Annotated in this window: 13 protein-coding genes; 6 read left to right on the top strand and 7 right to left on the bottom strand. The window is 65.4% G+C overall.

Annotated features, from left to right (window positions below; translation table 11 throughout):
• Nucleotides 1–44 precede the first annotated feature (44 nt).
• Nucleotides 45–575, top strand: a complete 531-nt coding sequence (locus C2L66_RS22735; RefSeq protein ID WP_054934868.1) for a universal stress protein — start codon at nucleotides 45–47, stop codon at nucleotides 573–575.
• A 5-nt stretch (nucleotides 576–580) separates the two neighbouring features.
• Here C2L66_RS22735 and C2L66_RS22730 read toward each other — a convergent pair whose 3' ends face one another.
• From C2L66_RS22730 to C2L66_RS22720, 3 genes are read right to left on the bottom strand one after another with little or no spacing between them, the layout of a single operon-like run.
• Nucleotides 581–3394, bottom strand: coding sequence for an Hsp70 family protein (locus C2L66_RS22730; protein ID WP_060606598.1), 2814 nt, complete (start codon nucleotides 3392–3394; stop codon nucleotides 581–583).
• Between the two features lie 14 nt (nucleotides 3395–3408).
• Complete coding sequence (locus C2L66_RS22725) at nucleotides 3409–5268, bottom strand: Hsp70 family protein (RefSeq protein ID WP_060606601.1); 1860 nt, start codon at nucleotides 5266–5268, stop codon at nucleotides 3409–3411.
• Nucleotides 5265–5849, bottom strand: coding sequence for a DUF2760 domain-containing protein (locus C2L66_RS22720; RefSeq protein WP_060606604.1), 585 nt, complete (start codon nucleotides 5847–5849; stop codon nucleotides 5265–5267). The genes C2L66_RS22725 and C2L66_RS22720 overlap by 4 nt, the downstream gene beginning before the upstream one ends.
• Nucleotides 5850–6266: 417 nt before the next feature.
• Here C2L66_RS22720 and C2L66_RS22715 point away from each other — a divergent pair, with 417 nt between their 5' ends.
• Nucleotides 6267–6659, top strand: a complete 393-nt coding sequence (locus C2L66_RS22715; RefSeq protein WP_054934865.1) for a DUF3597 domain-containing protein — start codon at nucleotides 6267–6269, stop codon at nucleotides 6657–6659.
• Nucleotides 6660–6720: 61 nt separating this feature from the next.
• The gene (xth, locus tag C2L66_RS22710; protein WP_060606607.1) at nucleotides 6721–7614 is read left to right on the top strand and encodes an exodeoxyribonuclease III; all 894 of its coding nucleotides are present in this window, start codon (nucleotides 6721–6723) and stop codon (nucleotides 7612–7614) included.
• Nucleotides 7615–7642: 28 nt separating this feature from the next.
• On the opposite strand, the gene C2L66_RS22705 is transcribed toward xth, so the two are convergent.
• Nucleotides 7643–8584 (bottom strand): TIGR03571 family LLM class oxidoreductase, encoded by a 942-nt coding sequence (locus tag C2L66_RS22705; protein ID WP_060606610.1) that lies wholly within the window; start codon nucleotides 8582–8584, stop codon nucleotides 7643–7645.
• 277 nt (nucleotides 8585–8861) lie between these two features.
• On the opposite strand from C2L66_RS22705, the gene C2L66_RS22700 reads away from it, so the two are divergent.
• Nucleotides 8862–9137, top strand: a complete 276-nt coding sequence (locus C2L66_RS22700) for a hypothetical protein (protein ID WP_060606613.1) — start codon at nucleotides 8862–8864, stop codon at nucleotides 9135–9137.
• Nucleotides 9138–9193: 56 nt separating this feature from the next.
• A complete protein-coding gene (locus tag C2L66_RS22695; protein ID WP_054934861.1) occupies nucleotides 9194–9502 on the top strand; it encodes a superinfection immunity protein in 309 nt (102 codons plus the stop codon).
• A gap of 120 nt (nucleotides 9503–9622) precedes the next feature.
• Here C2L66_RS22695 and C2L66_RS22690 read toward each other — a convergent pair whose 3' ends face one another.
• From C2L66_RS22690 to C2L66_RS22680, 3 genes are all read right to left on the bottom strand, one after another.
• Entirely contained in the window at nucleotides 9623–10096 is a 474-nt protein-coding gene (locus C2L66_RS22690; protein ID WP_082670450.1) for an NUDIX hydrolase, read from the bottom strand.
• 183 nt (nucleotides 10097–10279) lie between these two features.
• Complete coding sequence (locus C2L66_RS22685; protein ID WP_060606614.1) at nucleotides 10280–11611, bottom strand: type II toxin-antitoxin system HipA family toxin; 1332 nt, start codon at nucleotides 11609–11611, stop codon at nucleotides 10280–10282.
• Between the two features lie 2 nt (nucleotides 11612–11613).
• The gene (locus C2L66_RS22680) at nucleotides 11614–12135 is read right to left on the bottom strand and encodes a helix-turn-helix domain-containing protein (protein WP_060606617.1); all 522 of its coding nucleotides are present in this window, start codon (nucleotides 12133–12135) and stop codon (nucleotides 11614–11616) included.
• A 294-nt stretch (nucleotides 12136–12429) separates the two neighbouring features.
• Between C2L66_RS22680 and C2L66_RS22675 the strand changes: the two genes are divergently transcribed.
• Nucleotides 12430–13944 (top strand): alkaline phosphatase family protein, encoded by a 1515-nt coding sequence (locus C2L66_RS22675; protein ID WP_060606620.1) that lies wholly within the window; start codon nucleotides 12430–12432, stop codon nucleotides 13942–13944.
• The last annotated feature ends 45 nt before the right edge of the window (nucleotides 13945–13989 follow it).

Raw genomic sequence — 13989 nt, 5'->3', positions numbered from 1 at the left:
CATCATGCATCGCATGGAGTAACGCAACGACGGAGGCACACGAAATGATCAGGCACATTCTGGTAGCGGTCGGCACGAACCCGGACAACAGCGTATTGAAGTCCGCCATCGACAAGGCCCGCCACACGGGCGCACGGCTGACGGCCGTGTATGTCGTCGATACGATGCCGTGGTGGGCGATGGCGGGTGTCGAGCACGGTTGCCTCGAGTCGATACAGATGGTCGAGGAACTGGAGCGCACGGTCGAGCGCCGCTGCAACGAAGTGTTCGAGCTCGACGCATGGGACATTCATACGCAGTCCGTCACGGTGCCGCTCGAAGGCGGCAGCGTGGGCCGCAGAATCGCACGGTTCGCCGATGAACTCGACGCGGACATGATCGTGGTCGGCGCGGGGCATGGCTCGAAATGGCGCTTCTGGGAAGAGCGGATGAGCGACGTGATCGCGCGCTGCACGCGTCGCGCGGTGCTGGTCTCGGCAACAGCCGATACGCGCCGCGACGGGCCCGCGGACGACCAGGCACATCGCCGTCAGCAGGCCAGGGCGAGCGGATCCGCTCGCGCGCAAACCCTTTGAGCGGGCTACGCGCCGCCGATCAGCTTCAGCCCCGCCGGCAACGATTCGCCGAATACGCGGCCGGTGTCGGCTTCATCGAGCGCGACGGTCTCGCGGACCATCTGGATCCACGTGGGCGCCGCGCCGAGCGTTTCGAGCCGCCGTATGACCGTTTCGCGCGCGGCGTCGGGCAGGTCGCGCGAACGGTCGCCCGTCATGCGCGACAGCTGCACGGCAGCGAACGCCGCGGGTTCGACCTTCTTCCAGTCCAGCGCAAGCACGGCTTCGAGCCAGTTCAGCGCGACCTCGGGCGGCACGACGCCATGCGCGCTGCCGTAGAACGGCAGGCGCGCGCCAATCCGCCCGATGGCCCACCACGTCGGATGATTCTCCGAAGGCTTGCGCAACCGTTCGAGCAATTGCTGCGCGAGCGCGATCTTGCGCTCCACCGAAATGCGCTCCAGCGAAGCCTGCACGCGAATCATGTCCGCATAGCCGACCTTGGCGGGATCGAACGGCAGCCTCTGTTTTTTGATGCTCGCGGCCTGCAGGAACTCCATTGCGTCGAGCAGTTGCAACTGCGCGTCCTCGCTCAGGCCGCCTGCCGCGCGACGCCATAGCGTCCACCATTCGGACCACACCTGGCTTTCGTGGATGTACTGGATGCCGTCGTCGAAAATCGACCACAGCTGCTCGACGCGCCATTCGTCGAGCGGATAACCGAAGCCTGGCCGCAGGCAATAGCCCGCGAGATTGAGCCACAGCCGCTCATGATCCGCCGAGCGGCGCCGGCGCTTGGCGCGCTCCCACAATGCACCGAACAGTTCGCGCAAGAGCGCTACATCCCAGTTTTCGCGCGGGCCGAGCGTGTGTTCGAGTTGTGCGCGCAGACGTTTGACCTCGCTGGGCCCGACATTCGACGAACGCGCGCCGAACGCGCGCTCGATCAGCTCGATCGCCTGACCGAGCGACGCGTGGCGTGCGCGTTCGCCGCCTTCATGGGGCGTCGCAGACGCCTCGTCGCGCCGCAGTTCGAACTGCAGCAGCCAGCGTTGCGAAGGGTCGTCCGTGGCGATGCAGTTCACTTCGAGCGTGCCGACTTCGGTGATCGACGTGGTGAGCTTCACGGGCCGCTCGTCGGCATCGGATGTCTGCTGGCGTTGCACGACGGTCGCGATGGGCGGCAGCCGGATGAAATCGCCTTGCGACAGATCGGTGAGTTCGCCGGGCGTGAAGCGCGTATCGGCAACTGTCGACATCAGATGAAAACGCACCGGCTGCCCGAGCCGCAGCGCGAACACGCGGTCGTCGAGATGCACTTCGTGCGCTTCTTCCGTGCCGCGCGGCAACAGGCAGATGCCCTGATCGCCTTCGAGCACGAGGAAATAGCTGCGCGCCGAGCCGCCGCCGATGCGCGGCGCGTTGCCCGCGCGCGCGAGCCCATAGGCGACCGCGCCGCGCGCGACGGCGACGTCGGGATGATCGTTCTGCAATACATGCAGCGGCTTGCCGCGCCAGCCGCCGAGCGTGTCGGCGAGTCTTCGCGTCAGCGCGTGCGCGCGGAATACGCCGCCGTTCAGCAGCAGTGTGTCGGGGACGGGCAGCGTGTCGTCCGGGTTCTCGACAGCCGGGCCGAGCGCCTCGCGCGATTGCGCGGCGAGCCGCTTCAGAAACGCCGCGACGTGCCGCGTGACGGCGGCGTCGCTGGCATACGGCAGGCCGAACTCGACGATGGCGGCGCGCGAGCGGCGCGGCATGTCGTCGGCCGACACTTGCGGAAAGAATCCGTCGACCACGATGCGCGCGATCTCGTCGCGCGTCAGATGCGTGGTGCGCGCGCCGCCGATCAGGCGCGAGCCCGAGCCGAGCAGCGTGATCGCCACCGACTCGGGCGCGTTCGCATCGAGCAATTGCTCTTTTGCGACGCGGCAGCGCTCGACCAGTTGCGACAGACTCGCCGCCGACAGCCGCGCCTGACCGTCCTGCGACTGTGTAAGACGTGTTTCGGCCAGCCGCGCGAGCGCGAGGTCCATGTTGTCGCCGCCAAGCATCAAATGATTGCCGACGCCGATGCGCGTCAACTGCGGCTCGCCGCTCGCGTCGATGTGAACCTTGATGAGCGTGAGATCGGTCGTGCCGCCGCCGACGTCGCAGATCAACACGAGCTTCGTGTCGTTCAACGCATCCCGAAGATCGACCCGATGATGAAACAGCCAGTCGTAGAACGCGGCCTGCGGCTCTTCGAGCAGCCGCAGCGTGGGCAGCTTCGCGAGACGCGCGGCTTCGAGCGTCAACGCCCGCGCGCCTTCGTCGAACGATGCGGGCACCGTCAGCACGACGTTCTGCTGTTCGAGCGGCGCGTCGGGAAAGTGCGTGTTCCAGGCGGCGCGCACGTGTGCGAGGTAGCTCGCGCTGGCGGCGACGGGCGAGACTTTCGCGACGTCGTCGGGCGCGCCCCAAGGCAGGATCGGCGCGAGCCGGTCCACCGATGCATGCGACAGCCAGCTTTTCGCGCTGGTGACGAAGCGCCCCGGCACCTGCGCGCCGAGCGCGCGCGCAAGCTGGCCGATGACGGGCCGTGGCGCGTCAGCGGCTTGCGAATCGGCCTGCGGCCACGGCAGTTGCAGATCGCCCGGATTCAGCTCGCCCGCAGCCGGGTGATAGCGCACCGACGGCAACAGGGGCCGCGCCGCCACTTCGCCGGGCGCGACGAGCTGATCGACCTCGAACACGCGGATGTCGTCGGAACCTGTTTCCACGTACGCGACGACGGTATTGCTCGTGCCGAGGTCGATGCCGACCGTGAAGCGCGCGGCTGACTGCTTCTGCTTTTGCTTCATCGAAGCCTTGACGCTCAGGCCTGCGCGCCGCCGCGCACGTCGAACTCGACTTTCCAGCGCTCGTTCGTGCCGCGCGGAATCGCTTCGAGTTCGAGCGTGCCCGCTTCCGTCACGCGCGCATGCAGCTTGACGGGCACGACTTCGCCGACGGTGCGGCCTTCGGCGGGCAGCGACGCCTCGATCTCCTCGAGTTCCTGCAATTCATCCGGCGACCAGTAATCGAGCATCGTGCCGACCTGATCGAGACGCCGCACCGACGAGCCGAAGAAGCGGAAATGCACCGGCTCGCCGACCACGAGGCCGAACTCCTGTTCCGGCAGCGGCGCATCGGTGCCTTCTTCCATCCCGAACGGCGCGACGCACAGCGCGGAAATGGGCGGCTCCATGCCGGGCACGGCGGGCATCGCCGATTCGATGGCGACGTAGTACGCCCGCGCCGTGCCGCCGCGAATGCGCACGCCGCGGCCGCGCTTCACGTAGCCGTAGTACGCCGCGCCGCGCGCGACGGCGAGATCGAGGTCCGCGCCTTCGAGCAGGCGCGCGGGCGCGGCGTTGTCGGCCGTGAGCCAGCCGTTGAGCGTCGTCATGATCCGCTCGACCAGCAGCGGCGACTTGAACACGCCGCCGTTGAACAGCACGGCCGTTGGATGCAGGAACGTCGCGCTGGCTTCGAGCGGCAACTGACCGGGCGCCTGCGTGCCCTGCAGTTCGGCGAGCGCCGCGACCTGGCGGCCGAGAAACGCCGCGAGATGGCGGGTGATGCCCGCGTCCTGCGCGTACGGCAAACCGAGCTGCGTGAGGCCGGCGCGCGTGCGGGTCATCGGCCGGGCCGACGACTCGACTTGCGGGAAGAAGCCTTCGAGGATCGTCTGCGTGAGTTCGTCGCGCGTGAGCTCGGTGCGGATCGAGCCGCCGATCAGCTTCGAGCCGCGGCTCGGCACGACGAGCGGCACGGCATCCGTCGACGGATCGGACAGCAATGTTTCCTTCGCGCCACGGCATGCGTAGGTGAGGGCGCGCAGTTGCCACGGATCGGCCTGCGTGCCTTGCGACGCCAGCTTGCGCGCGACCACGTGGGCGAGCGCGAGGTCCATGTTGTCGCCGCCGAGCAGGATGTGATCGCCGACCGCGACGCGATGCAGTTCGAGATTGCCTTCGCGCTCGATCACGGCGATCAGCGACAGGTCGGTCGTGCCGCCGCCGACGTCGACCACCAGAATGATGTCGCCCACCTTGACCTGCTTGCGCCATCCGCCCGTGCTCTTCTGGATCCAGCTGTAGAGCGCGGCCTGCGGCTCTTCGAGCAGCGTCATCTGGCCGTAGCCTGCTGCGCTGGCGGCTTCCGCCGTCAGTTCGCGCGCGGCGGGATCGAACGATGCGGGAATCGTCACCGTGATTTCCTGCTGGTCGAACGGCGCATCGGGATGCACGTGGTTCCAGGCCTCGCGCAGATGCGTCAGATAGCGCACCGAGCTTTCGAGCGGCGACACGCGCGTGACTTCAGGCGGTGCGTCGCTGGGCAGGATGGCCGCTCGGCGGTCGACGCCGGGATGGCACAGCCAGCTTTTGGCGCTCGACACCAGCCGGATCGGCGTGCCTGCGCCCCGGCTGCGCGCCATTTCACCGACGGCGAAGCTGCGCTCGCCCGTCCACGGCAAGGCGAGATCGCCGGGCGTCAACTCGCTTTCGTGCGGCAGATACAGAAACGACGGCAGCAGATCGAGATCTTCGATCGCGCCGGGCGCGGTCAGCTGGGTGACGGGCAGCACCTGCTGCTCAGTCTTTTCGCCGTCGCTGGCGGCGAGATCGACGTACGACAGCGCGCAGTGCGTGGTGCCCAGATCGATACCGATCGAATAGCGCGGCTCGCTCATAGTTCCACCTCGGCAGGGGCGAGCACGGCGGCGTCGTGGCTTTGCGTGAGCTTCGGCAGACGCACGTCGGCGACGCGCCAGCCGCGATGGCTGATGCTGCCCGTGAACGGCGCCTTGCCGACCACATTGCCCGTCAGGCGGATGGCCGTCGCGTCGAAGCCTTCGTTGATCGTCACGCGGCTGCCTTCGGCTTCGTCGCGCACCGGTTGAATCGTGAAGTGCTCCCGCAGCGTCGCGCGGCAGCCGTCGTGGACGAGGCGCGCGGCCGCGCCGATGTCGGCATCCGAATACTTCGCGATGTCTTCCTCGACGAAATCGATGAAGCGTGCATCGCGCTGGAGCAGGCCGAGCAACTGGAGCGCGGCCTCGGGCGTGGCTTCCTTGATGACGACGGGCGCCGGCGCCGGTGCCGGGGCGGGCGCCGGGGCTGCTACGGGCGCGGCGGCCGGTGCCGGCGTGGGCACCGCGCCGCTGCGCAGGCGCAGCACGCTGGCGGCGAAGTCGCGATCGCCGAGAATGCTGAAAAATGTTCCGAAGGCAAGCGACAGCCTGCCCAGCAACGAAACGTTCGGTTCGGTCATGAAAGATCGCTCCTGATTCTTGGGGATACGGTCGCGCCGCGCGGCTGTCGCGCGGCGGCGTGGAATTCGGGGCGGACGGTGGCGGCCGCCGCTAGCGGGCGGACGCGCGCTCGATATCGCTCGATATGTCCGCGTCAAAACCCGTATTTTGCCTTGTTGTGAGCCGTCGCCGGTTCCAAGTCTGATTCCTGCGCAAGTTTGGCGGCCGGATTTTACGTCCTCGCGTAAGAATAAGCGGCATCGTCCTGTCATTTTTTGCGGCGAGGATGGGAGCGTCCGGGTACGTGCAATGCGGCCTGGACGTGCGTTCGTTGGCTATGTTCGCCAGCGTTTCGTGTTGTGCGAGGACTCGGCGGGTCTTCACGGCCGCTCGGCCCGTGCGCGCTATTGCGTTCAACCGTTTCCCGGAGGCAAGCCATGAGCATTTTCAGCACGATCCTCAGCAAGATTTTCCCGTCGAGCCATCCGGCCGTCCAGCCTGCCTCGACGCCGGACGCGGCGCCAGCCGCAGATGCCGCGCCCGCGTCGGCTCCCGCTGCCGCGCCGGCGGAGCCTGTCGATGTCGAAGCGATCCTCACGGCGCTCGCCGAACAGAATTCTGAGAAGTTGAACTGGCGCACATCGATCGTCGATCTGATGAAGCTGCTGGGGCTCGATAGCAGTCTCGGCGCGCGCAAGCAGCTCGCGGAGGAACTGGACTACAGCGGCGACATGAACGATTCCGCATCGATGAATATCTGGCTGCACAAACAGGTGATGATCAAGCTCGCCGACAACGGCGGCAAGGTGCCGGACGATCTGAAGAACTGAGCGGTTCGCGCGGGCGTGTCGCGTGGCTTCGCAGGCACGCGACTTGCGGCGGCGCGGGATCATGAAGCTCGCCACGTTCAACATCAACGGCATTCGCTCGCGTTTGCCGGCATTGCTTGCATGGCTGGAACGGGAAGCGCCGGATGTCGTGTGCCTTCAGGAGTTGAAGGCACCCGACGCGGGCTTCCCCGAGGCCGAGATCAATCGCGCCGGCTACGGTGCGATCTGGCATGGACAGACGTCGTGGAACGGCGTTGCGATTCTCGCGAAAGATGCCCAGCCTGTCGAAACGCGTCGTGGTCTGCCCGGCGATCCCGACGATACGCATAGCCGCTATATCGAGGCCGCTGTCGAAGGCCTGCTGATCGGCTGTCTGTATCTGCCCAATGGCAATCCGCAGCCGGGGCCGAAGTTCGACTACAAGCTTGCGTGGTTCGAGCGGCTGATCGCCTACGCGAAGAAGTTGCTCGATTCCGGACATCCCGTCGTGCTGGCGGGCGACTACAACGTCGTGCCGACCGACTTCGATATCTATAACCCGCGCTCGTGGCTCAAGGACGCGCTGCTGCAACCGGAAAGCCGCGAGTGTTATGCGCGGCTGCTGAAGCAGGGGTGGACAGACGCGTTGCGCGTGCGCTTTCCCGATGAACAGGTCTTCACGTTCTGGGATTACTTCCGGCAGCACTGGCAGCGCAATTCAGGCTTGCGCATCGATCATCTGCTGTTAAACGGGCAGGTCGCCGCGATGATGCGCGACGCGGGCGTCGACCGCTGGGTGAGAGGGGAGCCGCATGCTAGCGATCATGCTCCTACGTGGGTTGTGCTGGATCTCGATGCGCGCGCGGTCAATGTGAAGAAAACTGCAGTGAAGAAAACTGCAGTGAAGAAAACTGCTGCCAGACGAAGCGCGGCCCGAACGGCAACCGCAGCCGCGTCAAGGAAGACCGGAAAATAATCTCACGCTGCCCGAATCGACAAAGGCGTCACGCGTGGAACTTCGGCAGGACGTCGGCTGCCAACTCCTCCATCACATCCCGCACTGGCCGGTCTGAACCCAGATTCAGCGTCACATGATGTGTGCCGTTCTCGCGCATGTCGTCCAGCACAGCCAGCAACGCATGCCGTCCCGCGCGATATCCCAACGACAATGGCGTTGCCGGCTCGTGCGGGTTGTCGCTCAGATCGAGCCGCATCGCGACGCCGAACGCGCGAAACGCAGGCGCAGGCAGACGATCGACGGCCGCGCGCCACATGCTGTGCCGTGCGCGCTGCGTCTCGGGCTCGCGGTGATAGGTCATCCAGCCGATCGAATGCCGCGCGATCCAGTCGACGCTCTGTCCGCCCGAGCCGACCGCGAGCATCGGCACGGGCAACGGCGGCTCGGGCAGCAGCATGAAGTCGGGTGCATTTTCCGGCCGCAGGTCGGGTATCACGCGCGGCGCGTCGCCGAGTGCAGCCGCGACCGTGTCCCAGTGCGTTCGATACAGTTCGCGCCGTGCTTCGGCATCGCGCCCGAACGCGGCGTACTCAGGCGGCCTGTCGCCTGAGCCGAGGCCGAGTATGAAGCGGCCATTCGAGAGCGTCTGCACGGATCCCGCGCCCTTCGCGATATGCAACGGATGGCGCAAGGTCAGCACGATCGCGCCGCTCGCGAGCGCGATTTGCGTGGTATGCGAGGCGAGCGCGCCGAGCAGCACCCACGGATCGAGATGCCCGACGGGATCGGGATAGTCGGCGCTGTTCAACGGCACGTCGCGCACCCAGAGCGCGCGAAAACCGAGCATGTCGGCCAGCGCCGCCAATCCGATCTGCTCGCGAAAGTCCGCGACGATCTCGCCCGCGCGCAACAAGGGCAGCGTCAGTCCGAGCGACAGACGGCCTGCAGAAAATACCCGGTGATCGATTGTGGATTTGGCGGCGCTCATCGACGGTTGCCTGCTTTGCCGCCGTCGGCGGGATGCCCGCGATGGCGGCGATTCAATGGAAGCCGATCCTAGCATCGCGCCGCAAATCCCACCGGGCAATGGACAAGGACCGCACGCCCGTGCCTCCCGTCCCATTGTTTGGAATTTGGGAACTGTGATTTCAATCTATGAGCATAGAAATTCGATAGAGCTCGACTAAACTCACTCTCAATCGACGCCGCGCCAGATCCTTCCGGTTGCGACGCCTCCCTGATTCAATATTCTCTGGAGTTACGTCATGAAAACCCGCCTTATCGCAGCCTTGCTGGTCGCCGTGTCCGCCGCTGTCGCCGCTCCCGCTTTTGCATCGGGTTATGGTCCGGCGCCGTTTTATCGTCCGTCCGTTGGCGCGCCCGCTTCGCAACGTGGCGTCAGCGCGCAGACTTTCGCCGCCGAACGCAATCAGGCTGCGGCGAACGAGGCCGTTGGCGGCGTGACGGGCGCATTGTCGGAATCGGGTAGCCGTCAGCCGGCGCAAGCCGCTAACGACGTCAACGTGTTCAAGGGTCATTGATCGCTGCGCGCGGCGGGCAATGCTCGCCGCGCCCAAAAGAAGCAGGAGGTGATCCCATGAGAGCATTCTTCGAAGGCGTGGTGTTGCTGGCGGCAGTCGTCGCGTATTTTCTGCCCGCCATCGTCGCCGATGCGCGCGAACGTGAAGATGCATTCGCGCTGACAATCTTCAACGTGCTGTTCGGCTGGACCGTGATTGGCTGGATTGCGGCGTTCGTGTGGGCGCGTCATCGCGTGAGCGACAGGCGGCTCGCGAATCTCGCATCGAACACACGTCGATCGTTGGGCCGCGTGACGATCGCGAAGATCGTAGCGCGCTCGCGCCGGGCACGCGCAGCGCGCCATCAGTCGACGCTATCCGTGTAAGAAGAGGTTGAATCGATGAAACCGCCGGTCTGGATAAGGCTGGCGGTTTTGTTTTGATAGGCCTGCATCCAGTTGATATGGATGTCGAAATAAATCAAGAAAGACGCATTTGAAACGGGACTACCACAGCGCCGGTGTCCATCCTCGCAGCCGCGCATCCTGCAACGCCTCGCGCAGATTCTGCACGAACGCATCGGCGCGCTGATAGCGGCTCCGTACGCGCGGATCGTAGTTCCGGTTCAACGCGAGCACGTCGACGATGCCGCGCGTCGAAACGCTCGTGTCCAGATCGGAAATATCGGTGACCTTGGCCCACGTGCAGCGCGTGATCTCGTTGCTGGGCACGGGGGTTTGACGCTCGTCGACATACGCGGCGAACACGTGATGACAGGTGCGCGCGCCCGCGAACTCGAACAGATATTGCATGCCCGTCGCCTGAAGGCGAGTTTCTTCCATCAGTTCGCGCACGGCGGCGGCTTCGAAGCTCTCGCCGGCGTTGGCTTTGCCGCCTGGCAGCGACCAGCGCGAGTTGGCCTTGCCGACCAGCAGAATGCGCGTGCCCATCCGGCACACGACAGTCGCACGTTGCTTCACAGTGTCTCTTCCATGTAGGGACGCGAAAGCAGCGTCAGCACGCCCCATGCCGCGCGATGCGATGGCGCTCTCAGCCGCCATGCGCCCATAGTGTCCGCCGATGTTGAGTATGAGACGTGACATCTTGATGACAACGCTCGCCAAAAATGCCCCTATGCGGTGATAGGCATTGGAGAACCCGGTTCAAACGGCCGCGAGCTTTTTGTTCTGCTTCAACATGCCGTCGAAGATCGCCACTGCCAGATCTTCCGGAAAGCCCGAAGGAAGTTGCGCGGCGACGGTATCGATCACGCGCTGCGTGGCGTGTGTAACCGAGTCGATCATTGTGTCGACGGCATCCGGCGGCAAGCCCACTTGTTGCCCTTGCGCGATCCAATGCCGCCGTAGTATCTGACCGATCAGATAATGATTGCTCGTGCCGCGCACAGCCATTGCCAGCTTTGCCTTCTGCATCGGAATGCGGTTCGCGCCGCGCCCGATGATGGGATGCGCGGACAGCACGTCGTAGAGCGGCGTCGCGCGATAACGGTTGCCCGGCAGATGCGCGATGCTGAAGTTCTTCGCGTGGCCGTCGGTGGCGGCGAGTAGCCAGAAGATCAGCTGTGTCGTGAAGAAGCGCGTGGTGTCTTCGGCGGCATCGTCCGAACCGGCCAGAATGTGCATCACGGCGTCGATGCCCGGCCCGCCGTCGGCCTGATATTTGGCAATGGGCGGCGTGCCTGTCGCCTGACACATGTCTTCCTGCGGCAGGCGTACGATCCACGTGGCGTCGCTCGCCAACCTTCGGTCGAAGCGTTCGACGACGAGCGCTTTCTGATCGCCGAACCGCGCGATCTCGCACGCGGCGATAGGCAGGCCGTAGGCGGCGACGATCTTCGAGCACAGCCATTCGTTTTCCACCGACGTGCGCATGTCGGCCCGCATGTTGCCGACCAGCCCCAGCGGCAGCTTCAGGATATGAGTGGTCGGCGTGCTGCCTGTGGGCAACACCCAGCGGCCCTTGTGCCGCAGCAGTGCCGTCTTTTCCTGCGCACCGGCGATGGAGAGGCGCAAGTCGGTTGCCTCGTTGCGCTGGCCGAGGGGGGCCGCGGCGGTCGTGTCGCGCAGCAGCCGCGCGATGTCATCGCCCGTCAGCGTGTCGCCGCCGATGCGGTAGAGGTGGGCGGGCGCTTCACCCGGCGGCAGCATCTGGATCGCGCCGACGCAATCGCGCCCGAGCGCGGCGAGCAGATCGAACGGCGCCGTGCTGCCCGTCCTGTAGCGCTGCGCCATTCTGCGTCGGATGGGTTCGCTGTCGGGCAACAGGTTGTCGAAAAACGCCGACACGACGGCACCGCGATACGGTTGATTGCCTGGCGTGAACGGCAGCGACAGCGACAGCGGACGGCCCTGTTCGTCGGCGATCCAGTCGTCGAAGTAGACAAGACGCTCGCCGCCGCTGGACTTTTCCCAGTAGCCGACGGCGAGGCCGTTCATCCACAGGTCGAGGCGTTGAGTCTGTGACGGGCGCCCCATGCTTACCACTGCTCCCGTTTCTTCGGTGCACTAGCCGTGCGCGGGGCGCGTGCGGCAGCGCGCGTATCCGGCGTGGCCGCGGGCTTGCGCGGCGCGGGTCGGGCGCCTTGCGCGGCCACGCCTGTGGGCGCGCGTTGCATCGCTTTCAGGGCGGGTGCGGCGCGTTCAGTTGCGGGCTGCGCTGCGTGCTTGCGCGCCGCTGGTTTCGGCGCCGTTTCCGGCGCTGCTTTTGACGCGGCAGGGCGCGATGCGCTCACGCGGTTCGACGATGCCATCTTTGCCACGGGCGCCGCTCTTGCGAGCGAAGGCTCGTCCTGACTGAGCGTGATCCCGGCGTTCAGCAGCCGCAAGACCTTGAAGAGCCGCTCGACCCCTGCGGCGGCGGGGTCTGCCTCGAACTGCGCATAGCTTTGCTGCGTGATGCCGAGCCGCTCGGCGATCATGGCCTGCGTGAGTCCTGCGGCTTTGCGAAAGCCGCGCAGAACGGGTCGCAACTGGCTGAGCGTCTTGACGGAATAGTCCACGGCTGGTCTCAATTAGACGGATAGATGCGGGTAGAGCTTCAGCACGCCGCTGGCGCCGAACGCGCTGCCTCTGCCGATACAGAATACAGGTCAAAGCCTGTATTAGCAAGATACAGTCTATAAACTGTAAATTAAAAATACAGTTCAAAACCTGTATCGATGGGAAGGAACGATGTGCGCTGCGCCGCAGTGCAAGTTTTGCGTCGCACACGGGTACGTAAAGTGCTGACAAAGGCTGACTCCGCCGCGCGATCAGGCAACGGCGAACCGACCGATAACAACGGAGGTAAGGCCATGAGCGATTCAAACTCTTCGAATGCACCCGATCCCACACGCCGCAAGATCCTGGCAGCGCTCGCGGGCAGTGTCGCGTTATCGGCGTGTGGTGGGGGAGGGGGCGGCGGCTCGTCGGGCAGCGCGGGTTCGACGAACGGCATTCCGCCCGATCGCGCAAGCCTTCCACGGCCGGCGTTGCCGGCTCCCGCCACGTCGGGCATCGATCACATCGTGCTCGTCACGATGGAGAACCGTTCGTTCGATCATATGTTTGGCTGGGTGCCGAACGCGGAGCATCAGCAGGCCCGCCAGTTTACCGACGCATTCGGTCAAACACGGTCGTCGTTCGCGTTGACGTCGAACGACGCGTACGGTTTCCAGGCTTGCAGTTTTTCCGACCCGAACCATCTGTACAGCGCAGGGCGCACGCATCTTGCCAACGGTGCGATGAATGGCTTTCTGCTCACGCCGGGTACGAGCCTCATGCGCGGCGACCTGCTGCCCATCGGCTATCTCGGCGCAGGCGATCTCGACTTCTACCGCGGCGCCGTCCCGCAATACACGGTCTGCGACTATTACATGAGCGGCATTCTGTCCGCCACGTTTCCGAACCGTCTCTATCTGCATAGCGGCGAGACCGACCGACTCGACGACAGCGTCGATACGTCGACGCTGCCGACCATCTGGGACCGGCTCGATGCGAAGAGCGTCTCATCGACGTATTACTTCCACGACGTTCCGTTCACCGCACTGTATGGCTCACGTTATGTCGGCCGCTCGAAACTGTTCGCGGAGTTTCTCTCGGATGCGGCCTCCGGCAATCTGCCGTCGTTCTGCATGGTCGACCCGAGTTTCGCGGGCGAGGCGCAAGGCACGTCGAACGACGATCATCCGCACGCCGACGTGCGCAACGGTCAGGTACTGCTCGGCCGGATCTATGACGCGCTGCGCACCAGTCCGAACTGGAGCACGACGCTGATGATTCTCGTGTATGACGAGTGGGGCGGCTTCATGGAGCACGCGGTCCCGCCTGTCAAGCCCGTATCGGCGGCGGAGCAGGCTGTCGGCAACGACGGACGGCTCGGCTTTCGCGTGCCGTGCATGCTACTCGGGCCGCGCGTGCGCGCGAACATGGTGTCGCGCTATCCGTTCGATCCCAGTTCGATTCATCAACTGCTTGCGTGGCGCTTCGGCCTCGATCCGCTGGGCGTGCGCGCGAGCGACACGAGCACCTTCAACATGGCGTACGCGCTCGACTTCACCGACGCCGCGCGAACCGACGCGCCCGCGATTGCGGTGACGCAAGGCACGTTCGGCGTCGCGTGCTCGACAGCGGGCATCATTCCGGGGCTGGGGGGCGTGGATCACAGCCAGCAGGTGCCGTCTACCTCGGACTCTCAGGCGGCATCTCAGGTGGCACCTGAGGCAGCGTCTCAGGCAGCATCTCAGGCAGCGGCGGCCAACGCGCCCGGCGGACGCTTTGCCGACTTGCGCGCGAAAGCGACCGCGCTAGGATTCCCTGGCGGCATGTAAATTCTGCGCGCTGTTTGCACGGCTCGATGCAATTGCGGCTCTGCG

The organism is Paraburkholderia caribensis (assembly GCF_002902945.1).
Classification (GTDB): Bacteria; Pseudomonadota; Gammaproteobacteria; order Burkholderiales; family Burkholderiaceae; genus Paraburkholderia; species Paraburkholderia caribensis.
Note: the sequence above shows the minus strand (reverse complement) of the source record. Positions and strands in the feature narration are given on the sequence as shown.

Excerpts from the sequence above, each read along its gene's own strand:
- C2L66_RS22685 (WP_060606614.1), bottom strand. The coding sequence starts at position 11,611 with ATGGGGCGCCCGTCACAGACTCAACGCCTCGACCTGTGGATGAACGGC.
- C2L66_RS22675 (WP_060606620.1), top strand. The coding sequence starts at position 12,430 with ATGAGCGATTCAAACTCTTCGAATGCACCCGATCCCACACGCCGCAAG.
- xth (WP_060606607.1), top strand. The coding sequence starts at position 6,721 with ATGAAGCTCGCCACGTTCAACATCAACGGCATTCGCTCGCGTTTGCCG.
- C2L66_RS22700 (WP_060606613.1), top strand. The coding sequence starts at position 8,862 with ATGAAAACCCGCCTTATCGCAGCCTTGCTGGTCGCCGTGTCCGCCGCT.
- C2L66_RS22715 (WP_054934865.1), top strand. The coding sequence starts at position 6,267 with ATGAGCATTTTCAGCACGATCCTCAGCAAGATTTTCCCGTCGAGCCAT.
- C2L66_RS22725 (WP_060606601.1), bottom strand. The coding sequence starts at position 5,268 with ATGAGCGAGCCGCGCTATTCGATCGGTATCGATCTGGGCACCACGCAC.
- C2L66_RS22695 (WP_054934861.1), top strand. The coding sequence starts at position 9,194 with ATGAGAGCATTCTTCGAAGGCGTGGTGTTGCTGGCGGCAGTCGTCGCG.
- C2L66_RS22730 (WP_060606598.1), bottom strand. The coding sequence starts at position 3,394 with ATGAAGCAAAAGCAGAAGCAGTCAGCCGCGCGCTTCACGGTCGGCATC.
- C2L66_RS22735 (WP_054934868.1), top strand. The coding sequence starts at position 45 with ATGATCAGGCACATTCTGGTAGCGGTCGGCACGAACCCGGACAACAGC.
- C2L66_RS22705 (WP_060606610.1), bottom strand. The coding sequence starts at position 8,584 with ATGAGCGCCGCCAAATCCACAATCGATCACCGGGTATTTTCTGCAGGC.
- C2L66_RS22720 (WP_060606604.1), bottom strand. The coding sequence starts at position 5,849 with ATGACCGAACCGAACGTTTCGTTGCTGGGCAGGCTGTCGCTTGCCTTC.